Below are 22,755 nucleotides of genomic sequence, written 5' to 3'. Positions count from 1 at the left end.
ACAATCCATACTAAACATATATGATTTATATAGGAAGGGTGGATCACACGTGACCAAGTTAAATGCAAAATTTAGAAAAACGATTGGAATGGGAACACTGACAGTAATGTTTGTAATGCTGCTGGCAGGCTGCTCCGGTTCTAACAACAATGCGGACACCAGTAATGGCGCTCAGGCAAGTGCGAGTCCAGCCGCAACAGAAAGCACAAGCCCAGCAGAACCTGCTGCAGGAGGTACTTTTACCTATGGCCGGCCGGCTTCAGTAACCTCGTTTGATCTGCATAACCAGATCACCTCCAATAATGCGTTTGCGATTGATAAAGTGTTTGAATCACTGGTCGCTTTTGACAGCAAGGGTGAAATTAAGGACTTTCTTGCCCAGTCACACACGATCAGCGAAGATGGCTTAACGTATACCTTCGTATTGCGTGACGGTCTGAAGTTCTCGAACGGAACGCCAGTCACAGCAGAGGATGCCGTGTTCTCCCTGAACCGTCATTTGACGGTTGAAGGTCCGCTGGCGATCTCGGCGACGGTCGAATCCTTCAAGGCACAGGATGACAAGACATTGGTAATTAAGCTAAAAGAACCCTACACACCTTTCATCTCTGAGCTGTCCAACTTCTCCAATGGTATCATCCCGAATAATTTCGGAGGCGTCAGCGAAGAAGAATTCTTCAAGAAGCCGGTAGGCACGGGCCCTTTCGTAGTTGAAACCTGGGACCCTGCTGGTGATGTTACCTTCACCAAGAACACAAACTACTGGCAGGAAGGCAAGCCTTATATCGATAAGCTTGTCTATAAACTCATTGAAGACGACAGTCAGGCGATCAACCAGCTGAAGGCAGGAGAAGTGGATGCAGTAGAAGCGCTGTCCCTTCAGAATGCAGGTGAGATTAAGGACGGCACAGACACTACTGTCGTAACGAACGGCAGCTGGGTGACGGAGCAATTGTTCTTCAACACGCTGGATGAGCATTTCTCCGATGTGCATGTCCGCCGTGCACTGGCGCTGGCGCTGGACCGTGACGGTCTGACCAAAGCATTAACCTTCGGCTATGCACAGACCGCCAATTCTTTGCTGCCGACAACGATTCCATACAACGCCAATGATACCCTTAAGTCATTGAACTTCGATGCCGCCGCAGCCAAGGAAGAGCTTGCCAAATCTGCATTCCCTAACGGATTCTCAACCAAGCTGCTGATCGCTTCCGGCAACAGCACAAGAGCCCAGGAAGCACAGATTATTCAGGCAGCAGGCCAGGCCATCGGAATCAAGATTGAGATCGAATCCGTTGAACTTGCCACCTTCCGTGAACGCTTTTTCGCCTATGATTTCGCGGCGATGCTGAACAGCGGTCAAGCCGACTCTCCGGAAGCGAACTCGATCCTGGCGTTCCAGACCGATCCGGAAGGCTTCAGCAAGTCGTACTGGACGCATTACACGAACGATAATGTAACCAAGCTGCTGTATGAGGGTCAAAAAACAGCAGACGGCGATGCCCGCGCAGCCATCTACACCGAGCTGCTGCAGACGCTTGCAGATGAAGTGCCTTACATTCCGCTCTACTACCCGGATATCCTGATTGGTGCCCGTTCTTCGGTGGATGGACTGGTTGTTCTGCCTAACGGCAGTATCCGTCTGGAAGATGTGCGCTTAAGCAAATGATGAATTCCAGGCAAACCTTAACCGGTGCGCAAGGAAACAATGGTTCTTACAAGTGGCTGGGGATAGCACTTGTAAGAGCCTTAATTGTTATCCTCTGCGTGATGACGGCAGTCTTTTTCCTCATACGTATTGTACCCGGTGACCCTGCCAAAATGATTCTCGGAGAATACAGTACGCCCGAAGCGCTTAAGAATATGCATCACGCCCTGGGGCTGGATCTCCCGCTATGGGAACAATTCATCCGGTTTATGAAGACCTTGTTCACGCAAGGGGATACCGGCAACTCGATTATTATGGGCACCTCGGCACGAGAGCTGATTATGCAGCGGGCTCCTGTAACTTTGCTGCTTATCCTGATTGCCTGTGTGCTTGCGATTATTACTGCACTTCTGCTTGCTACTGCTGCAGCCACACATAAGGATAAACTGCTGGATCACCTGATCCGTATCTTTCCTGCGATCACTCTCGGTATGCCAATCTTCTGGGTTGGCATCCTTTTGATTCTGCTCTTTAGTGTCCGGCTGGGCTGGTTCCCTGTCGGGGGAGTAGGCGAAGGCTTCACAGGGACGCTGCGAAGCTTGGCGCTGCCGGCGATAACGGTTGCTTTTTCACAGATTCCTACGCTGGTCCGCTCGCTCAGAGCGCAAATGCTGGAGGTACTTGAATCCGACTTTGTCGTCACGCTGAGAGCAGCGGGCATACCTTCCAGAGTTATTCTGTTTAAGCATGTCCTGCGCAACTCTGCGCTGCCGACACTGATGCTGCTGGGAGTCAACATCTCTTATCTCATCGGGGGTACGCTTGTCGTCGAGCAGGTATTCGGCATCAAAGGGATTGGCAGCCTGCTGTTCACTTCAATTTCGAATCGGGATTTCCCTGTCATCCAAGGAATAGCCCTTTATTGCGCGCTATCTGTAGTGATTATCAGTCTGCTGATTGAAATCATCTCCTGGTGGCTGGATCCCAGAACGAAGGGGAAACAATGACAACTACAACGCCAGATATACAATTGCCAGAGGGCAAGAAGCAAGTAAACGGGCTGAGACGGATATGGAATACCCCATCCCTGCTGATCGGAATCATTATGTTTGCAGTGCTTATTCTGCTGGCTCTGTTCATCCCTTACTTAAGTCCGTATCATCCGACGGAGCAGAATTTGAGCGCCTTCCTGCAGCCGCCGTCTTCCACCCACTGGCTGGGTACCGATCAGCTGGGGCGTGATTTGTTTACCAGACTGATCTATGCAGCGCGGACGGATCTGACTATCATGGTTCTGGCCGAGATCATTCCGTTCTGTACCGGTGTATTATTGGGAATGCTGTCAGGGTATTACGGCAAATGGACCGATAGAATTATTGCACTGATTACAGATACATTTATCGCTTTCCCGTTCTATCTGATCGTAATTATTGTGGCCTTCGCCAGCGGTGCCGGGGAGCGGGGGATTTATATCACCTTCATTCTCGTGGGATGGATTGTATTCGCCCGTGTGGTCAGAGGTCTTAGCGCATCCTTCCGGGAACAGGAATGGGTGGCTTCTGCCCAGACCCTGGGACTGCCCGGCAGCCGCATTATTCTGCGCCATCTCCTGCCTAATGTATTGCCGCAAGCCGTTGTCGTGCTGATGACAGATATGGTCGGGCTGCTTGTAGCCATTGTTACACTGGGTTATCTGGGTATCGGTATCGCACCGCCTACACCGGACTGGGGGACAATGATCTCAGACGGACAACCCTTCATTACCAACGCCTGGTGGCTGTCAGCAGTTCCGGGATTCGCCGTGGTATATACAGGGATAGCGTTGTCTCTGTTAGGGGATGGCCTGGCCGATATTTGGAGGAAAAAATAATGTCAACTGAGCCTGTGCTTGAAGTAGAATCACTGACACTTGCAGCCAAATCGAAAGAGATACTCGTCAATAATATCAGCTTCTCGCTTGCACGCGGGGAGAGTCTCGGGCTGGTAGGGGAATCGGGCTCCGGCAAGTCGCTTACACTGCGGGCAATCCTTGGTCTCCTTCCTCGTGGTGTGGAGCAGACCGGAGGGGCCGTACGGAGTAAGGTAAGCAGTGCGATGGTATTCCAGGACCCGAGAGGTGCGCTGGACCCGCTCTGTCCGGTTGTGAAGCAGCTGGCAGAAGTCGTGTATTACAGACAACAGGTCAGCCGGAGAGCTGCACGGACGATTGCGCTGGAGCTGCTTGAAAGACTGGGTCTTCCGGATTCTTTGAGAAAAAAGGACCGCTATCCCAGCCAGCTGTCAGGCGGCCAGTGTCAGCGTGTTGTTATCGCATTGGCTCTAGCCTGTAAGCCCGGCATTCTGCTCTGCGATGAGCCGACAACCGCCCTGGACGTCACCGTTCAGCGGCAGATCATCGACACGATCACTAGTCTGCAGCGTGAGCTGGGCTTCGCCATGGTCTTCGTTACACACAATCTGGCAATTGCCGCTAACCTCTGCTCCAGATTGTATGTCATGAAGCAGGGGCAGATTGTCGAGCACGGTGAGACGCTTAGTCTATTGCAGCATCCGGCTGATCCCTATACGCAGATGCTGATCGATTCGGTGCTTCCGTTGCCGGAGCTTGAGCTTGAAGGGAGCGGACTATAATGAATTTAGCTTTGCAGGTGCGGGATTTAACGGTCCGTTACGGCGGATTTACCGCGCTCGACCATATTCAGCTGGATTTGGAGCAGCATACGACGCTGGGACTTGTCGGAGAGTCCGGTTCAGGAAAGTCTACGCTGGCGCGGGTTATTGCCGGGCTGATCGCTCCGGATGAGGGGCAGATCCTGCTGGGTTCCCAGGAATTGCGCAAGAAGAGAAGCAGGGAGCAGCATAAGAAGATTCAGATGATCTTTCAGAATCCGGATGCCTCGCTGAATCCCAAGCATTCTATCCGGCAGATTCTGTCTGAAGCCCTGCTGTTTCACCGGATTGTCCACCGTTCCCAAGTGGAGACAAGAAGCAAAGAGCTCCTTAGCCGGGTGCAGCTGGAAGCCAGGTCGCTGGACAAATATCCGCATGAATTCTCCGGCGGCCAGCGCCAGCGGATTGCCATTGCACGCGCTCTAAGTGTGGAGCCGAGTCTGCTGATCGCCGATGAGCCGACAAGTGCACTCGATGTATCCGTGCAGCGGAGCGTGTTGGAGCTGTTCCACACGCTCAAGGCTGAGCTTAATCTTACCGTGTTATTCATTTCTCACGATCTCGGGGTTATTCATGCGGTCAGCGATACCGTGGCCGTCATGCGGCAGGGGAAGCTGGTAGAGATCAATACCAAGGATCAATTCTTCATCCGTCCGGAGCATGAATATAGCCGCGAGCTGTTATCTGCGGTTCCGAAGATGCCACAATGAAATCAATTACATCAGGAGGTCTATATGAACCGAGAACCACAAGGATTTGTCCCGCTGTCCCTGTCAGAGTTCAAAACATTAACAGGACAGCTCTCTGATCTCTTATCCACCCAGTACCCTCCAGTGATCATTCCGGGGGAAGCCATATTAGGCATTGAAGCGGTAGCTGCAGGAATTGCTGCACCCGGCCGGACCATTCTAAATGTAGTGACTGGCCCTTACGGCAGTTTGTTTGGACAATGGCTGGAGCGAGGCGGAGCGACGGTAATTGAAGTGAAAGTTTCCTTTGATGAAGTCATTACTGTGGAAGAGGTGGCGTCTGCGGTTGAGCGGTTCCATCCGGTTGCTATTTCTTTCGTACAGGCAGAAGTAGTTACAGGCGGCTCTAACCCTGCGAAGGAAATCTTCGGGCTTGCACTCAAGCATAATCTTATTACGGTAACGGATTCCGTATCAGCAGTAGGCGGAGAGGCTCTGTTAGTCGATGAGTGGTCCGTGGACTTTGCCGTAATGGGTGCGCAAAAAGCACTCGCCGGACCTAACGGCGTCAGCGCAGTCAGCATTTCACCACGCGGCTGGGCCTTCCTGGAGTCGAATGAAAGAGCGCCCCGCAATTCCATTCTTTCCTTGCTCGATCTGAAGCCGGCACCGGACGGCACGCCGCCGCTTCGCGTCCCTCCAAATATTCCAACACTGGAGGCCAGAGCTCTGATCGTAGCCTTGACTACTGTGGCCGATGAGGGACTGGCTCAAGTGATCAAGCGCCATGAACTTGCAGCAGCTTCTGCCATAGCGGGGATCACAGCTCTGGGTCTTGAACCCTGGCAGAAGAACAGCCGGCAATATTCCACATTGACGACCACGGTTCGGGTGAACGGGGAGCAGAAGCTGCTGATCAAGCAGCCTATCGGCATCGTGGCTCCCGGAGACGGGGAATTATCCGGCCGGCTGCTGCGGATCAACCATTTCGGGGCAAATGCCAGCCGGGAAGGTGTTGAAGGCGCAGTGCGGACGCTTGCCGGATTACTGAAGCAGGATGCGGAGCAGGCAGTACAAGCAGTCCGTCAGGTTTGGGGTGAAGCCCTATGATTCTCAAGCACCCGCAATTTCAGGCGTACAGCGGCATCCATATCGCAGGTATCGAAGGCAAACCGTTCGATATTGAAATTCAGAATGGCCGGTTCACTTCGATTAAGGAAGCAGAACCGCAGCATGTACAGGGGGAACAACCTCAGCAGAAGCTATGGATCAGTCCGGGTATCATTGATCTGCATACGCACCTGGCCTGGACCGATTTCGATCATGCCGACCAGCTGAACCGGGACAGCCGGGAGGTTGAAGTGATGCAGGCAGAAGCCTTCGCAGCCACGTTACGGACTGGCGTAACTACTGCGCGTGATGCCGGCGGCATTCTGCCAAGCACCATCAGTCATCTCGTGAAGTATTATCAGCAGCCGCTCCGGGTGCAGACCAGCAGTGAAATGCTGGGCGCAGCAGATGCCAAGGGGGTTAAGCATCTGGAGGGCCGACTGGCAGAGATCTACGCTACCGGAGCAGGCTGGATCAAAATCATGGCAACAGGCGGTCTTGGCGCGCCTACCGAGAAGGTAACGGAGCCGAACTTCTCTGAGGAAGAGTTCGCCTTCATCGTTCGTCATGCACACGCGAACCGGAAGAAGGTTCTGGTACATACCTGGGGCGGCGTGACAATTGACTGGTCCATCCAGGCCGAAGTGGAGTCCATAGAGCATGGGATGTTCCTGACCTGGGATCAGGCGGGCCGACTGGCTGAGTCCGGCGTAGCCTTCGTGCCGACAACTTCGATCTACCGGATCGCAGCTGACCCCAAAGGTGTGCTGGCGCTGAGTCCGGTCATCTGTGAACGGGCCGCCCGTGCAGCCGATGCTCATGCCGCGGCCATTGGATATGCCAAGCGGGCGGGAATACGTCTTGGATTCGGTACGGATTATGCAACTCCTTCACTGCATGGCTACAACCTGCAGGAATTCGATACGCTGTTCGATTACGGCCTGAACCGGGCAGAAGCATGGAAGTCCGCTACGCAAGACGCAGCAGAGATCCTTGGAAGCGGTCATGAGCTGGGGCGGATTGCTGAGGGCTATATTGCCGATGCGGTCATCTATGCTGCCGATCCCTATCAGGCACAGAATGCAGATCAGCTGCGGAAGAGCATCATCTCGGTGGTTACCGGGGCGCAGGAATCAGATCTGATCCAGACCCATTGATCGTACTCTGCATGCTAAGGACTGTCCTATTAACCATTCTATGGTTTAGGGTCAGTCCTTTTTCGCGTTCATTGCTGAAAATAATCCTTGACCTGGAACGCATTACATAAATTATAGTTCAGAGGAACATTACACAAGGGGGCTGGGGATTCATGAGTCAGAGCAGCAGAAAAATAGTCTTCATCGACATTGACGGAACACTTCTCACAGAGAATGGAATCATACCGGAATCGGCGCAGCAGGCGTGCAGACAGGCGAGGGAGAACGGGCATTTGCTCTACCTGTGTACCGGCCGCTCGAAGGCTGAGATCTATGACTCCATCTGGAATATCGGCTTCGACGGCTTGATTGGAGCCGCAGGCGGGTATGTAGAGAGCGGCAATGAAATGCTTTATCACAAAAAAGTAACACCGGAAGACGCCAAACATCTGATCGATTATTTCCACGCCAATGAGGTGGATTTCATTCTGGAATCCAACACCGCACTATACGGGAGCCGCAACTTACAGCCTCATCTGGAACGCAGAATTTATGGTGATCTGCTGAATGATCCTGCAGCGCAGGAGAGAAAACGGCTGTCCCCGCATCCTTATATCGCTACACTGACATATGGAAACGAAGAATTATATTTGGATGATGTCAACAAAATTTGTTTTCTGGAGAGCAGTCTGCCCTTTCATCAGATCCAGGAGGCATTAGAAGGAAGGTTCACAGCACTCCAGAGTTCTATCCCCCTGTTTGGAGAGAACAGCGGGGAGCTGATGATTCCGGGTGTCCACAAGGGTTCGGCTATTGCCGATGTACTGAAACATCTGGATATCCCCCGTGAAGACAGCATGGCGCTCGGCGATGGGCTTAATGATCTGGAGATGCTGGAATATGTCCAGGTGGGGGTTGCTATGGGTAATGCCAGAGAGCAGCTCAAAGAGATTGCCGATGATATCACCGACCACATTGAGGAAGACGGACTGTATAACTGTTTCCTGAAATACGGCCTGATCTCAGCTTAAATAGACACTGTATGCATACGGACCGGGTTGATATCCAATAAAGCACATGGTAAAATGCACTTAATTAAACGATTGGAGTTGAATAGTATAGTGTAGGATTCTCTTGCGGTATTAAACAATAAAACAGCTTTATAGAACGTGAACTTAAGAATGGCTACATTTTCATTCATAAGTTCATCTTATAAGGGCGTTATTTCGTGCGCACGTTTTATTCTTTATATGCAAGAAGGGTCTGCATCTTTTCACTCAATCAATATATCCTTATTCAAGTCCGTCCGGGCTGAATTTGCTGTATTTATTTGAGCTGTAAGAAGATAACCTTCTTGCAGCTTTTATTATTTTATACAGGAGGATATTGTATGTCATTAATCAATGTGAGCAATCTGACGTTTGCCTATGAGGGCACTTACGATAATATTTTTGAGCATGTGAATTTCCAGCTGGATACCGATTGGAAACTGGGCTTCACCGGGCGCAACGGCCGGGGCAAAACCACCTTCCTGAACCTGCTGCTCGGCAAATATGAATACAGCGGGACGATATCCGCACAAGTAAGCTTTGAATACTTCCCGTTTCCGGTTGCGGACCCCACAAGTCAGACCCTGGATGTAATCAGTGAAATTGACCCGGAATATGTTCACTGGAAATTGATGAGGGAGCTGAACCTGCTGAAGGTGGCGGAGGATGTGCTGTACCGGCCCTTCAATTCATTGTCGAACGGGGAGCAGACGAAGGTGCTGCTGGCAGCCCTTTTCATCAAGGAGAATAGCTTCCTGCTCATTGATGAACCCACCAACCATCTGGATATGAAGGCTCGTAAACTGGTCAGTGACTATCTCAGCACGAAGAACGGCTATATTCTGGTCTCCCATGACAGAGCCTTCTTAGACAACTGTGTAGACCATATCCTGTCGATCAACAAGACCAACATTGAGATCCAGAAGGGGAACTTCAGCAGCTGGTGGGAGAATAAGACGAGGCAGGATAACTTCGAGCTGGCGGAAGACGAGAAGCTGCGGCGGGACATTAAGCGGTTATCGGCTTCCTCCAAACGGACGGGCGGCTGGGCTCATGAGGTAGAGAAGTCCAAGAACGGCACCCGGAACTCCGGCTCCAAATTAGATAAGGGCTATGTCGGCCACAAGGCTGCAAAAATGATGAAACGCTCGAAATCGATCCAGCAGCGGCAGGAATCTGCGATTACCGAGAAATCCAAGCTGCTGCGGAACATTGAAAGCTCGGACAGTCTGGAAATATCACAGCTTCCGTATCATAAGCAACAGCTGGCCGAGCTGGATGAAGTTTCGGTCTTTTACGGGGACAAAAGTGTTTGTTCAGAGGTGAGTTTCACGATTGAGCAGGGCGACCGGATTGCACTCACCGGCAGCAACGGTTCCGGGAAATCGAGTATTCTCAAATTGATCTGCGGGGAGGACATTCATCATACAGGTGTCATACGGAAGGACAGCCAGCTTACCATCTCTTATGTATCCCAGGACACCTCGCATCTGCAGGGCAGTCTGAGCGAATATGCCAGAGAGCACGGAATTGATGAGAGCCTGTTCAAATCGATTCTGCGGAAACTTGATTTCTCGCGGACTCAATTCGAGAAGGAGCTGTCCACTTACAGCGGCGGCCAAAAAAAGAAAGTACTGATTGCCCGGAGCCTCAGTGAGAAGGTGCATCTGCATATCTGGGATGAGCCGCTTAACTTCATTGACGTGATCTCCCGGATGCAGATTGAAGAGCTGCTGATGGAACATACGCCGACAATCCTGTTTGTGGAGCACGACCGGGAATTCTGCGCGAATATTGCTACCAAGATCGAAGCTATGGATTAAGATGACAAGCCTCTGCGAGCTGCAGGGGCTTTTTTTCTGCGTGTAAATGGAGTGTGAATGCATTCCGGAAGGTAGGACTGTAATATTTGGCGTAATATGCTAAGCTTATTCAGGAAGAATAGCAAGCAGCCTGCACTATAGAACAGAAGCTTAGAGATTACCACGATTAGGAGTGAGGATTTTGCAGACAAAGATCAGCCTCGAAGGCGAATGGAAGTTGCAGTTAGATGAGAGTAAGCACGGACTCGTATTACCTTACACAGATGTAATCACACTGCCGGGAACAACCTCCCATGCCCGCAAAGGACCGAAGAATGAGGAGTTTCTGGTAAGCGCTCTAACGGATGAATATCTGTTCGAAGGATCCGTCTGGTACTCCAGGGAGATCGACATTCCAGAGGAGCTGGCCGGCAAGAGCAGTTATCTATATTTGGAACGTACACGGCTTACAACGCTGTGGGTGGACGGGCAGGAGATTGGCAGCCGTGACAGTCTGAACACCGCCCATGTATACGAGCTCCCGCAGCTGTTGCCGGGTACGCATATAATCACGATCCGCGTAGATAACACGGGTTACCCGACCAAAGGCGGACATCTGACTTCGCCGGATACCCAGACGAACTGGAACGGAATTACCGGCCGTATGGAGCTGCAATTCTACGGAGAGTCACAGCTTAGCGGCATCCGCCTGGATTCGGAGCTGGCTGCACGTTCCGTCCGCATCACAGCAACTCTGGAGAGTAAGAGCGAGACTACTCTTGTAGTATCTGCCAAGAGCTTCAATAGTGAGGATTCACACACGGTAGAAGAGCAGGAGTACATAGTATCACCGGGGAAGTTCTCAGTAGACTATGCACTCGGCCAAGAGGCGCTGCTCTGGAGTGAATCCGCTCCCAATCTGTATAATATCCTCCTGGTTCTGAAGGATAGCGAAGGCAATGCCATCGACCGGCAGGAGGTTATCTTCGGACTGAAGGAATTCCGGGCAGAAGGCGACAAGTTCACGATTAACGGGGAGAAGACTTTCCTCCGCGGCAAACATGACGGACTGATCTTCCCGCTGACCGGCTATGCTCCTACAGATGTTGAAGAATGGGTCAGAATTCTTGGCATCGCCAAGTCTTACGGGATCAATCATTACCGTTTCCATACCTGCTGTCCGCCGGAGGCTGCTTTTACCGCTGCAGATATGCTTGGGATCTACATGCAGCCGGAGCTTCCGTTCTGGGGTACGATTACGGTAGAGACGGACGAAGGGCATAATCAGGCAGAGCAGGATTACCTGATCAGCGAAGGCTATGCCATTCTGCGGGACTTCGGCAATCATCCATCCTTTGTGATGATGTCTCTCGGCAACGAGCTGTGGGGCAGCAAAGAGAAGATTGATTCCTTCCTGAAGGACTACAAAGCGTTCGATGACCGGCCTTTATACACCCAAGGCTCCAATAACCACCAATGGGTACCGGAGGTTCTGGAGCATGACGACTTCTTCAGCGGGGTTCGCTTCACCCGTGACCGGTTGTTCAGAGGCTCCTATGCGATGTGCGATGCTCCGCTGGGGCATGTCCAGACCGCTGTGCCCGGCACGATGAAGGATTATGACGACCAGATCGTTCCTCCGGACTTCCTGAATGGAGGAGGACAGGCTGCTGCTGCCGGCGGCGAGATCCAGATCCAGTATGGCACCGAAGCCAAAACGGTGCAGGCTGGCGGAGAATCCGGCGAATGGATTCCGCAGGTTCCGGTAGTCTCGCATGAGATCGGACAATACGCTACGTTCCCTAATTTCGAAGAAATCACGAAATACACGGGTTCGATCAAAGCTGAGAACTTTGTGATTTTCCGTGAACGGCTGGAGAGTAAGGGACTGGGACATCTGGCGGCCAAATACTTTGAAGCCTCCGGCCAGCTTGCGGTAGCCTGTTATAAGGAAGAACTTGAGGCTGCCTTCCGCTCGCGGCGGCTGGCCGGCTTCCAGCTGCTGGACCTGCAGGATTTCAGCGGTCAGGGAACTGCGCTGGTTGGCGTGCTTGATGCCTTCATGGATTCCAAGGGACTGGTCAGTGCCGAGGAATGGCGTACGTTCTGCAATGATGCGGTGCTGATGGCACGATTCCCTAAGTATAACTATACTGCGGGTGAATTGTTCGCTGCCCATGTGGAGCTTAGCTGCTTCCGCAGCGGTATGCCGGATTCCGCTCAGCTGCTATGGCAGCTTGCAGCAGACGGTAATGTAATTGCTGAAGGATCAACCTTAGCGGCCCTTCCGGCCGGAAGCCATTATATCGACATCTGCGATCTGGCGGTAACTCTTCCTGTCGTAGAGCGGATGAGTAAGATCGTATTATCCCTTTCCATCCAGGGGACGGATATCCGCAAGAGCTACGACCTGTGGGTATACCCTGAGCAGAGCAGCAACCCGCTTGAGGACATTCATGTATTCACGGAGCTGTCCGAAGAGGCGCTTGCACTGCTGGAGAATGGCGGCAATGTGCTGCTTATGCCGAAGCCGGAATCCCTGAAGAATGCAATTGAAGGCTACTACTGCACTGATTTCTGGTGTTATCCGATGTTCCGCTCCATCTCGGAGAGCATGAACCGCCCTGTACCTGTCGGTACGATGGGTCTGCTGATTGATAACAGCCACCCGGTACTTCGTGAGTTCCCGGGTGAGGAGCATTCGACCTATCCATGGTGGAGCATTGTGGAGAATTCGAAATCGCTGATCATGGATGATGCGGACCGCAGCTGGAATCCCGTTGTGCAGACCATTGATAATTTCGAACGTAATCATAAGCTTAGCTTCCTTACGGAATGCCGTGTAGGCAACGGTAATCTGCTGGTATGTGCACTGGATGCAAGCAAGGTGAGCGAGACCCCTGAAGGCAGACAGTTCTTGACCAGCGTGGCTAATTATATGAAATCTGCTGAATTCAAACCGCAATACCAGGCAACTGTTGCCGAGCTTCAGGCGCTGATTCAATAGCAGTAACGAACGAATAACACAAAGGAGCGATTCTCCATCGGGAGAGCCGCTCCTTTGTGTTTTTTTCAAGAGTATAAGACTTCATCTATTCAGACTTTGGTTGTACCTGCCGTGGTCAGCTTCATTTCGGGTTTAGATTCAGTCTGCTCCCGGGAAGTCTGCTTCACTTGCTTAATGAACAGGGAGAGCAGTAATCCCGCAATGCTGATGCCGATGATGACGAGATAGGCGTCATTGATGCCCTGGATGGAAGCCTCCATTAGCATGTGCTCCCGGGTCATATTACCTGCGCCGCTCCCGGCAGCCATGCTCTTCATAGCAGAGGTTGTGCTGTTAGTCATTACCGTTACCAGCAGGGAAGTTCCTACGGCTCCGGCAACCTGCTTAACCGTATTGGAGATCGCAGTGCCATGGGCATTAAGCTTGGCGGGTAACTGATTCAGACCGGCAGTCTGGATCGGCATTAGGATCATGGCCAGTCCGATCCGCCGTCCGGTAGACATGACGGCCATATACAGATAGCCCGTTGAATCGGTTAGATTCGTGAAGCTGAAGGTAGTGGCGATCATGATCAGCAGACCGATGACGGCCAGCCATTTGGCCCCGAAGCGGTCGAACAGCTTGCCGGTGACCGGCATCAGGAAGCCCATAATCAACGATCCGGGAAGCAGCATTAATCCGGATTCCATGGCCGTGAAGCCGCGGGCATTCTGCAGGTAGAGTGGAAGTAATATCATATCCGCATACATCACAATGGTAACAGCAACATTAATAACAGTCGTTAAGGAGAACATCGGGTACTTGAACGCCCGCAGATCAAGCAGCGGGTTGGCGGAAGCTAATTGCTTCCAGGTGAACAGGGCCAGAGAGACGATTCCCGCGCCGAGCGAGAGGAGTACTTCCATACTGGACCATCCGGCGGTACCCGCCCGGCTGAATCCATACAGCAAAGCGCCGAATCCGACGGTCGACAAGACAACACTGAGAATATCAATCTTCGGATAGGAGCGATTAGATACGTTTTTCAAGTAAATGAAACCGCCGATGATGATAAGTACTGTGAACGGAAGGATACCGTAGAACATAGCTTTCCAGCTGTATTGTTCCAGGATATAACCGGCCAGCGTTGGTCCAAGTGCAGGGGCGAAGATCACGGCTAATCCAACCATGCCCATCGCCGCACCTCTTTTCTCAGGCAGGTATAGCGTTAGAATCACGTTCATAAGCAGCGGCATAATAATTCCCGCACCCACAGCTTGAATCAGCCGTCCGACCAGCAGTACGGGGAAATTCCCGGCCAGCGCTGATAAGACTGTACCTGCCAGGAAAATAAGCATGGAGCTCTGAAACAGCTCGCGGGTAGTGAACCGCTGCATTAAGTAGGCTGTGATTGGAATCAGTACCCCGTTAACCAGCATATATCCCGTTGTCAGCCACTGGGCGACCGATGCTGCGATTCCGAAATCAACCATTAACTCCGGCACGGCAACACTCATAATCGTCTGATTCAGCGTAGCCAGAAAAGCACCTAAAATCATTATGAACACAATAGGTCCCCGTCTTATTGAACTGATGCTTCCCGTTTTCTCTTTACTCACTCTACTCCACCCTCTCTAATGTGTAATTCACCGGCCGGTCCATGGCGCCCCGGGCAACAACATGAGTGTGCCAATGAAATGTTGAGAAGTTGTTATACAGATGTTAAAGAGTTGTTAAATCAGCATCGCGCACAGATTGTAGCGGAGTTTAACATTTATTTAACAACATTGCGTGATAATGAGGATCATAAAGCGTTGAGCAAGTGCTTATCCTTGTAATGATCTTAGAAGGAGTGGGGAGAATGGAAGAACGGATGGATAACGGATTCGTAGCTTTTGAGTACATCACGGTTCAGGCAGATCAGGAGCTTGCGCAGCTGTATAAGGATTGTTACAAGAATCTGGGCTGGATACAGGCAGAAGAGAATACGCAACGGCAGGTCCCGGGAGCAGCTTACATCAAACCCGGATCTGTCGCACTGAAATTTAAGCGGGACCGGACAATCAGAAAAGTAGACGGTATAGAGAGGCTGCAGCAGGAATGCGATCATGCACTCACTTCTATTAAACGGCTGGAGAAGGCCAAAACCTCCCGCGCTATCATTAATGCGTTAATTACCGGACTTATTGGCACCTGTTTTGTCGGCGGAGCCGTGTTCAGTTATCTGGACAGCAGAATTCTGCTGTGTATCTTTCTGGGACTCATCGGCTTTGCCGGCTGGGGGGCAGCCTATCCGCTATACAACAATGTATACAATAAGGTGACCGCGGAGGCAGGCCCGCTGATTGAGGAGCAATATGAGAGACTATATCAGGCCTGCGAGCAGGCGAGCCGTCTGCTGACTTAAAGCAAGAACAATTAATGCGGGACACTTAAGCTACTTGGGGGAACGGGAAATGAATGATAGCTTTTTGATGACCAATACTATAAAAGTGAATAAGATTATCGCCTGTATCCTGTGGATCACGTTTGCCGTCTTCTGCTTCTTCCTGGGTACCAGTGAAGTTAGAAGTGAGGTCGTGGTGTCGCTGCTCCTGGAGCTGGCCGCCGTTACAGGGTTCATTTACCGGAAGAAATTTGTACTGCAGACTACTGTTATTCTGACAATAGCGGTTCTGACCTGTACCATCCCATACATTGAATCACCGGGTGCAGGGATGCTGATCATGGTTGTGCTCTGTGTGATTGCCCTCTATGTGAATAGGGTGTTGCTGTACGGTTTTGGGGGCTTGTACAATATTTCGTATATCGTAATTTATTATTCGGAGCATCATGTGTTTGATACTACTTTCCTGATGACTATAGGTTTCATAGAACTGACTATTGTGGCATTGTACTTTGTCTGTAAAAGAAGTGCTGATCTGATTGAGCTATCCGCCCGCAAGGAAGCCGAAGCCAAAGAACTGTTAAATGCCGTGGATACTATGGTGGATGTTGTTCATGAGCATACGACGGCACTTAATACGGATATTGCCCACTGCAGCAGGGATGCGGGAGTGCTACAGAAGATCAGCAGTGTTCTTACAACGAATATCCATGAAGTTACGGAAGGCATCGTAGATCAATCAGAGAGTCTCACCCATATCAGTGCCATGATGAATGAAGCGGGCGGGCAAATGTCGGGTATCCATAGATTGTCGCAAGGTCTGGCAGATACCTCCGGAGAAGCCGGAGTAGTGGTTAGGCGAAGCTCGGAGAACATCCGGCAAATGGGCAAACAAATGGAGATTATCAACACAGCAGTTAGAGACTCATTGACTACCGTTGAAGAGCTGAACCGCAGCATGGATGATGTGAATAGCTTCCTGTCAGCGATCAAAGGAATCTCCGATCAGACGAATCTGCTGGCGTTGAACGCCAGTATTGAAGCTGCCAGAGCAGGCGAAGCCGGAGCGGGATTTGCAGTAGTGGCGAATGAAGTCCAGAAGCTGGCCCGGCAATGTATGGATACAGTACAGCAAATCGATGCTATTATTCATACTATCAAGCGCAACACACAGCTTGTCGTCGACAAGGCAACTCACGGCAGTCTTGCAGTTATAGAGGGAGAAGCTATCAGCAGTCAAGTGCTGGAGAGCATTGACAGTATACAGAGCACTTTCCGGCATATTGACGAATACATACTAACCGAACGGAATCTGACCGATCAGGTAAGTTCAATCTTCAATCAGGTGCGTGAGCAAGTGGGGAATATCTCCGGTATCGCCCAGAAGCATGCAGCGGCAACAGAAGAGATGCTGGCTACTACTGAGGAGCAGGAGCATAGTATCGGACTGATCTCTGAATTCATTGGCAGCATTAACAACTCAAGTGTCCGGCTGCAGGCACTGATTGAACACCGTAACGAGTGAATTGTACTTATAAAAGGAGGGGATCTGCATGATCCGTATTCTGGTGGTTGAAGATGATCTGAAGCTCAATCAAATCGTGTGCTCCTTTTTGGAAGAGAACGGTTATGAACCGGTCAGCTGCAGCACAGCCATGGAGGCTTTTGACAAGCTGGTCGACCATATGATAGATCTGATCATTTCTGATATCATGATGCCGCAGATGGACGGCTTTGAATTTGCATCGTTAATCCGCGACCAGGACAAGACCATTCCAATATTATTCATGACCGCCCGGGATGATATTTCTGCCAAGCAAAAGGGCTTCCGTATCGGCATCGATGATTATATGGTTAAGCCGATCGATATGGATGAGCTGGTGCTGAGGGTCGGAGCGTTACTGCGCCGGGCGAGTATTGCCAGCGACAAAAGGCTGTCTATCGGGAGTCTGCTGATGAATGCGGATGAACGGACGGCATATGTGGATGATGAGGAGGTTGCTTTGACGGTCAAAGAATTCAATATTCTGTTTAAGCTGCTGTCTTATCCCAAAAAAACCTTCACGCGCAACCAGCTGATGGATGAATTCTGGGGACTGGACAGCGAGAGCAGCCCGCGCACGGTAGATGTATATATCACCAAGCTGCGGGATAAATTCTCCCATTGTCCGGACTTTGAGATTGTCACAGTGCATGGACTCGGCTATAAGGCGAAGCCGTTATGAGCGGGAGAGGGAACAAGAACAAGAACAAACGGATCAACACCAGCTTCGTCCTCTGGAAGGACTGGATACTGCTGTCTATCGCCCTGATGATCGTTAACGGCTGTTTTGTGATGATCTACTTCTCGCTTAGAAAAGACGGCATTACTTCCGCACTCCTCATAGCGCCTTCCATGATCGGCTATTTCCTGTTCATCAGCCTGGTTCTCAGTGTAGTCACCGGCATTCTCCGCCACTATTCCTTCAGCCGGCCTATGCGGCGTCTTAGCGATGCTGCCAGGAAGATCGCCCAGGGTGATTTCTCGGTCAGGCTGGCTCCGCTGCGCAAGGATGGCAAGAAGGACTATGTAGAAGTCATGTTCGAAGACTTCAACACCATGGCGGAGGAGCTCTCCAGCATTGAGACACTCAAGGATGATTTCATCGCCAATGTATCCCACGAGCTCAAGACGCCGCTGGCCGTCATTCAGAGCTATGCGCGGGCTATACAGCAAGACAAGCTGTCAGATGAGCAGCGGAATAAATATGCAGATACAATTATGAACGCCTCACAGAATCTGTCGGAGCTTATCACCAATATTCTGAAGCTTAACAAGCTGGAGAATCAGGAGATCCTTCCCTTATCCGCACCCTATGATCTCAGTGAACAGTTGCGGCGCTGCGCTCTGGCCTATGAGAATCTGTGGGAGAGCAAGGACATCACCTTTCAAGCTGATCTGGAGACGATTGTCGTAAGGTATGACGAGAGTATTCTGGAGGTAATCTGGAACAACCTGTTGTCCAATGCCATCAAATTCACCGCTCCAGGCGGAAAAATCTCGCTTAAGCTGACAACCATAGCCGGTTATGCAGTGGTACGGGTGACGGACAGCGGCTCCGGTATGGACGAGGAGACGCTCAAGCATATTTTTGATAAATTCTATCAGGGCGATACCTCACATTCGCAGCAAGGCAACGGCCTTGGGCTGGCATTGGTGATGAAGGCGCTGCAAATGCTCGGCGGCAAGATTAGTGTAGACAGCAAACCGGGAACCGGAACCACCTTCAGCGTCCGTTTGAATATCAGATAGGGCAGAGCCTGCGCGCAGGGTTCTAAATAAATGTCTGGCACAGCTGATCCAGTATGGTGTCCTGGGAGTTGCCGCGTACATTGCGCTGGAACAGATACGAATCACTGCTCAGGGCAATCATCAGCATATCTGCTCTGAATACACTGTCCGGTCCGGCTTGCCGGGCTTCCAGACTGACCTCTTCAAAAAGCTGAACCAGCAGCTGATGGAATTCTTCATACAGCGAAGTGCTTGTCCTGGAATGCGCACCCAGTGCGGCAGACGAATGCTCAACGCCTGCAATCAGTCCGGCATGGATTTCTTTGAACTGCAGAAACAGGGCGAGCAGTCCCCGTAACCGTTCGGAAGGCGGGCTGGAATTGTTGTCTTGAAGATACGCTTTAATGTCCCTGGACAATTGATCCACGGGGTCCCTGATTAAGTCCATGCACAGCTCGTTTTTGTTGCGGTACCGGCGGTACAGCGTTCCGGCACCAATCTGCGCTTCCGCAGCGATCTGATTCATACTGACCGGCTCAACGCCGTGCTCTTCAAATAATCGTAATGCTGCATCCAGAATACGCTGCCGGTTCTCGGCGGCGTCTTTGCGTTCGGGACGGCAGTTAATAACCGGTTGATCCATTGATCATCACTTCCTGTTCTTCTGTAGTCCCCGCCTTGACAAGTGGAGACCTCTCCGTTTAATATCAAGGCAAGGATAAGCGGAGAGTTCTCCACTTCATACTATTCGATAACGAAGGAGTGTGCAAGACGTGACGAAGGAACTAAGCCAGACCGCACTGCTGGTGATGGATATGCAGAATGCCATTGTGTCGCGATATGTACAGGAAGAAGGGGCTCTACTGCCTTTTCAGAAGGCAATAATGACAGCCCGCGAGCATGGCATACCGGTCATTTATGTTGGTGTTGCCATGCGCGAAGGTGTTCAGATTAGCCCACTTAACAAAATGTTCGGCAGAATGCCCGGCAATAGCGGAATCACTGCGGAGCACCCGTCGATGCAGATTCATGCCGCACTCTCGCCTCTGCCGGACGAGCCGTTTGTCGGCAAATACCGTGTCAGCGCATTTTCCGGGAGTGAGCTGGAGGAGCTGCTTCGCTCCCGCGGAATAGATAAGCTGATTCTGAGCGGTATCGCAACAAGCGGAGTCGTCCTGTCTACCTTGCGCGAAGCGGCAGATAAGGATTATGGTCTTACCGTATTGTCAGATGCTTGTATCGACTCCGATCCTGAGGTTCACCGTGTGCTTACCGGGAAGGTATTTCCCGCCCAAGCTGATGTGCTGACGGTAGAGTCCTGGGCAAATTCGTTGAAGTAAGAATGTTAGTCACGGAGTTCTTAAGAATAGAAGGAGGACAGTACTATGGGTTCATTAACAGATCAGGTTGCAGTAGTAACAGGTGCGGGTACAGGCCTTGGCAGAGCTGCAGCGATTAAATTGGCAGAGCAGGGTGCAACCGTCATTCTGGTAGGCAGACGTCAGGAGAAGCTGCAAGAGACAGCTTCATTTATTGAAGAGTCCGGTGGCAGAGCGATAGTCATTCCTGCAGATGTTACAATTCCTGAAGAGGTCCAGCACCTGCGTGACCAAGTAATTGCGCAGGCAGGGAAGGCGGATATCCTGATCAACAATGCGGGCGGAACAGGAGCCCCGACACATATTCACGACTTAACCTTTGCGGCTTGGGATCAAACTCTACAGCTCAATTTGTACAGCCCTTATCTCGTAACTAACGCTTTCCTGCCGATAATGAGAGAGCAGCAATATGGACGCATCGTATCCATTACCTCGGTGATGGCCAATCTGGTCTACCCGGGACTGGGTGCCTATTCAGCTGCCAAGGCAGGTCTGGAGGCGTTGATGAAAACGGTGGCGGTTGAGGAAGCTAAGCACGGAATCATCGTTAATATGTTCGATCCCGGCAATCTGCAGACGGAACAGAACCCGGGAGGTGCGAACGATCCGGCTACGGTTGTTGATGCCATTATTGACCTTGCCTCCTTGCCGGCCGGCAGCGCTGGCGGAGAAGTGATCAGAGCCTTATCCTGAGGAATGATGACACTGGCAATAGCCCACAAAAGAGAGCGGTTCCCCGTATAAGGAGACCGCTCTTTCTTTGTGTCTGTAGACGGAAATCTACAGCAACCCCGTATTCCACTATCCCCGTACAGGCTCCAGTGAAGTCTGCTGAATATAATCCAGAAACCGTCTGGAGGCAGGAGACAGGTAACGGTCATGACGCCATTTCAAGCCGACCTCCCATTCCCAGCCCTCTTCCTCAATCGGAATCCAGACCAGGCCATCCAGCATCAAGCCCAGCGTCTGGGGCAGTACAGAGACTCCAAGCCCGGCTTTGATGAAGCCGGCTACCGTAATCAGGTCCTCTGCTTCATAGGTCGAGGCCAGCTCGAAATGGGTGTTTTTGAATAGTGAGCTAATCGTAGCTTTGAGCCCGCAGTTCGTTTTCAAGCCGACAAAGGGTTCACCGGACAGCTCAAACAAACTCAGACTTGAGCGTGAAGCAAACCGGTGCTGAGTGGATACCACAATAAAGATCGGCATGCGCCGGATAATCATCCATTCGTCATCGTTCATTGTGGTTTCTCTGGAAGTGATCAGCATATCAGAAGTGCCGGTCTCCAGAGCTTCATCGATATCCCCGTGATTTCCCTGATACAAATCAAACCGGACCTTGGGGTTGCCCGCCTGATAATCCCTGATCAGTGAAGGCACCAGATCAACACCGAGAATATTCAGATATGAGATGTGTACCACGCCTGTCTCCGCATTCGAACATTCATCAATTTCACGAATACCGTTACCGATGTTCTTCATGGCTTCTTCCACCCATTTGCTGAACGTTACCCCATACCGGTTCAACTGAACGCCCCGTCCATTCCGCTCAAATAAAGGAACGCCCAGCTCATTCTCCAGTTTGGAGATGGCATGACTCAGCGCGGGCTGGGTAATTCTAAGCGCTTTGGATGCCAAAGTCATATGCTCAAGCCGGGCCACAGTCAGGAAATACTCCAATTGCGTTAGCTCCATTTCAGGCCCCCTCTTATATTAATATTTGTAATGGATTTAATGAAAATAATAAATTAGACGCATGAGTAAATCAAGCATAAGATTAAAGAATCAAATGATGAAAAGGGGAACCAAACCATGACAATTACTTATGCAAATCCAATGACTGAATATGAAGGCAAAAAAATACTCGTAACAGGCGGAACTAAAGGTATGGGGGAGGCCATCGTAAACCGGTTTAAGGCTGCCGGCGCTACAGTGATGACTACTGCCCGCACACTCCCGTCCAGATTGGCAGATGCTGACTTGTTCGTACAAGCAGATCTGTCTGCTAAAGAAGGCGTGGAGAAAGTGATTGCGGCGGTTAAGGAACGTTTCGGCAGCATCGATATCGTAGTGAATAACATTGGCGGCAGTTCTACGCCTCCCGGCGGGTTCCTGGCGGCAAACGATGAGCACTGGATGGATGCGCTGAACTTGAACCTGCTTGCAGCCGTCCGGCTCGACCGGGGTCTGATCCCCTTGATGCTGGAACAGGGTAAGGGCGTAATTATCCACATTTCTTCTATTCAAAGAGTACTGCCGCTGATCGAGTCCACCATTCCCTATGCTGCCGCCAAGGCTGCGTTAAGCAATTACAGTAAAAGCCTCTCCAAAGAATTCTCCCCGCAAGGCATCCGTGTAAACCGCGTAGCTCCGGGATTCATTCAAACGACAGCGGCAGATGCCATGATGGAGAATATCGCCAAGGTTACGGGCAGTGCGGAAAGCGCGCTGCAGTCTGTAATGGATGCGCTGGGCGGGATTCCGCTGGGCCGTCCCGGCTTCCCAGAGGAAGTAGGCGAGCTGGTGGCATTCCTGGCCTCCGACCGTGCAGCTTCCATTACGGGGGCCGAATATGTGATTGACGGAGGAACCGTGCCTACGGTCTAAGCTGCAGCCTTACTTTCACTTTCAC

Annotated in this window: 20 protein-coding genes; 17 read left to right on the top strand and 3 right to left on the bottom strand. The window is 51.3% G+C overall.

Translation table 11 applies throughout. The features are described from left to right. Positions 1–49: 49 nt before the first annotated feature. From NSQ73_RS15825 to NSQ73_RS15780, 10 genes are all read left to right on the top strand, one after another. Complete coding sequence (locus NSQ73_RS15825; protein ID WP_340987211.1) at positions 50–1,669, top strand: ABC transporter substrate-binding protein; 1,620 nt, start codon at positions 50–52, stop codon at positions 1,667–1,669. Continuing rightward, a complete protein-coding gene (locus NSQ73_RS15820; RefSeq protein WP_340987210.1) occupies positions 1,666–2,655 on the top strand; it encodes an ABC transporter permease in 990 nt (329 codons plus the stop codon). The genes NSQ73_RS15825 and NSQ73_RS15820 overlap by 4 nt, the downstream gene beginning before the upstream one ends. After that, positions 2,652–3,518 carry an ABC transporter permease gene (locus NSQ73_RS15815; protein ID WP_340987209.1) on the top strand — a complete coding sequence of 289 codons (867 nt, stop codon included), beginning with the start codon at positions 2,652–2,654 and terminating at the stop codon, positions 3,516–3,518. The genes NSQ73_RS15820 and NSQ73_RS15815 overlap by 4 nt, the downstream gene beginning before the upstream one ends. Then, complete coding sequence (locus NSQ73_RS15810) at positions 3,518–4,279, top strand: ABC transporter ATP-binding protein (protein ID WP_340987208.1); 762 nt, start codon at positions 3,518–3,520, stop codon at positions 4,277–4,279. Before NSQ73_RS15815 ends, NSQ73_RS15810 begins: the two co-directional genes overlap by 1 nt. After that, on the top strand, positions 4,279–5,028 hold the full coding sequence (locus tag NSQ73_RS15805; RefSeq protein WP_340987207.1) for an ABC transporter ATP-binding protein: 750 nt from the start codon (positions 4,279–4,281) through the stop codon (positions 5,026–5,028). Before NSQ73_RS15810 ends, NSQ73_RS15805 begins: the two co-directional genes overlap by 1 nt. Positions 5,029–5,052: 24 nt before the next feature. Beyond that, positions 5,053–6,117, top strand: a complete 1,065-nt coding sequence (locus NSQ73_RS15800; protein WP_340987206.1) for an aminotransferase class V-fold PLP-dependent enzyme — start codon at positions 5,053–5,055, stop codon at positions 6,115–6,117. Further along, positions 6,114–7,274 (top strand): amidohydrolase family protein, encoded by a 1,161-nt coding sequence (locus tag NSQ73_RS15795; protein WP_340987205.1) that lies wholly within the window; start codon positions 6,114–6,116, stop codon positions 7,272–7,274. Before NSQ73_RS15800 ends, NSQ73_RS15795 begins: the two co-directional genes overlap by 4 nt. A gap of 152 nt (positions 7,275–7,426) precedes the next feature. Beyond that, entirely contained in the window at positions 7,427–8,284 is an 858-nt protein-coding gene (locus NSQ73_RS15790; RefSeq protein ID WP_340987204.1) for a Cof-type HAD-IIB family hydrolase, read from the top strand. Between the two features lie 359 nt (positions 8,285–8,643). After that, entirely contained in the window at positions 8,644–10,125 is a 1,482-nt protein-coding gene (locus NSQ73_RS15785; RefSeq protein ID WP_340987202.1) for an Lsa family ABC-F type ribosomal protection protein, read from the top strand. 172 nt (positions 10,126–10,297) lie between these two features. Further along, positions 10,298–13,111, top strand: a complete 2,814-nt coding sequence (locus NSQ73_RS15780) for a glycoside hydrolase family 2 TIM barrel-domain containing protein (RefSeq protein WP_340987201.1) — start codon at positions 10,298–10,300, stop codon at positions 13,109–13,111. Positions 13,112–13,200: 89 nt separating this feature from the next. Here the strand turns inward: NSQ73_RS15780 and NSQ73_RS15775 are convergent, their stop codons facing one another. Beyond that, on the bottom strand, positions 13,201–14,649 hold the full coding sequence (locus tag NSQ73_RS15775) for a DHA2 family efflux MFS transporter permease subunit (RefSeq protein ID WP_340989293.1): 1,449 nt from the start codon (positions 14,647–14,649) through the stop codon (positions 13,201–13,203). Positions 14,650–14,951: 302 nt separating this feature from the next. On the opposite strand from NSQ73_RS15775, the gene NSQ73_RS15770 reads away from it, so the two are divergent. The 4 genes from NSQ73_RS15770 to NSQ73_RS15755 are packed head-to-tail and all read left to right on the top strand — an operon-like array spanning position 14,952 to position 18,768. After that, complete coding sequence (locus tag NSQ73_RS15770) at positions 14,952–15,497, top strand: hypothetical protein (protein ID WP_340987200.1); 546 nt, start codon at positions 14,952–14,954, stop codon at positions 15,495–15,497. Positions 15,498–15,546: 49 nt separating this feature from the next. Then, positions 15,547–17,001, top strand: coding sequence for a methyl-accepting chemotaxis protein (locus tag NSQ73_RS15765; protein WP_340987198.1), 1,455 nt, complete (start codon positions 15,547–15,549; stop codon positions 16,999–17,001). Positions 17,002–17,029: 28 nt separating this feature from the next. Next, the gene (locus NSQ73_RS15760) at positions 17,030–17,701 is read left to right on the top strand and encodes a response regulator transcription factor (protein WP_340987197.1); all 672 of its coding nucleotides are present in this window, start codon (positions 17,030–17,032) and stop codon (positions 17,699–17,701) included. Beyond that, complete coding sequence (locus tag NSQ73_RS15755; protein ID WP_340987196.1) at positions 17,698–18,768, top strand: HAMP domain-containing sensor histidine kinase; 1,071 nt, start codon at positions 17,698–17,700, stop codon at positions 18,766–18,768. Before NSQ73_RS15760 ends, NSQ73_RS15755 begins: the two co-directional genes overlap by 4 nt. Positions 18,769–18,790: 22 nt before the next feature. On the opposite strand, the gene NSQ73_RS15750 is transcribed toward NSQ73_RS15755, so the two are convergent. Next, a complete protein-coding gene (locus NSQ73_RS15750; RefSeq protein WP_340987195.1) occupies positions 18,791–19,390 on the bottom strand; it encodes a TetR/AcrR family transcriptional regulator in 600 nt (199 codons plus the stop codon). Positions 19,391–19,520: 130 nt separating this feature from the next. On the opposite strand from NSQ73_RS15750, the gene NSQ73_RS15745 reads away from it, so the two are divergent. Together NSQ73_RS15745 and NSQ73_RS15740 are read left to right on the top strand one after the other, a co-directional pair. Next, on the top strand, positions 19,521–20,087 hold the full coding sequence (locus NSQ73_RS15745) for a cysteine hydrolase (protein WP_340987194.1): 567 nt from the start codon (positions 19,521–19,523) through the stop codon (positions 20,085–20,087). Between the two features lie 45 nt (positions 20,088–20,132). Further along, positions 20,133–20,819 (top strand): SDR family NAD(P)-dependent oxidoreductase, encoded by a 687-nt coding sequence (locus tag NSQ73_RS15740; protein WP_340987193.1) that lies wholly within the window; start codon positions 20,133–20,135, stop codon positions 20,817–20,819. A 108-nt stretch (positions 20,820–20,927) separates the two neighbouring features. Here the strand turns inward: NSQ73_RS15740 and NSQ73_RS15735 are convergent, their stop codons facing one another. Beyond that, positions 20,928–21,818: a LysR family transcriptional regulator gene (locus NSQ73_RS15735; RefSeq protein ID WP_340987192.1), complete on the bottom strand. Its 891-nt coding sequence runs from the start codon at positions 21,816–21,818 to the stop codon at positions 20,928–20,930. A gap of 117 nt (positions 21,819–21,935) precedes the next feature. Between NSQ73_RS15735 and NSQ73_RS15730 the strand changes: the two genes are divergently transcribed. Beyond that, a complete protein-coding gene (locus tag NSQ73_RS15730) occupies positions 21,936–22,730 on the top strand; it encodes an SDR family oxidoreductase (protein WP_340987191.1) in 795 nt (264 codons plus the stop codon). Positions 22,731–22,755 lie beyond the last annotated feature (25 nt).

The organism is Paenibacillus sp. FSL R10-2736, assembly GCF_038000245.1.
Taxonomy (GTDB): Bacteria; Bacillota; Bacilli; order Paenibacillales; family Paenibacillaceae; genus Paenibacillus_AQ; species Paenibacillus_AQ phytohabitans.
The sequence above is the reverse complement of the archived record's forward strand: the minus strand, read 5'-3'. Positions and strand labels throughout refer to the sequence as shown.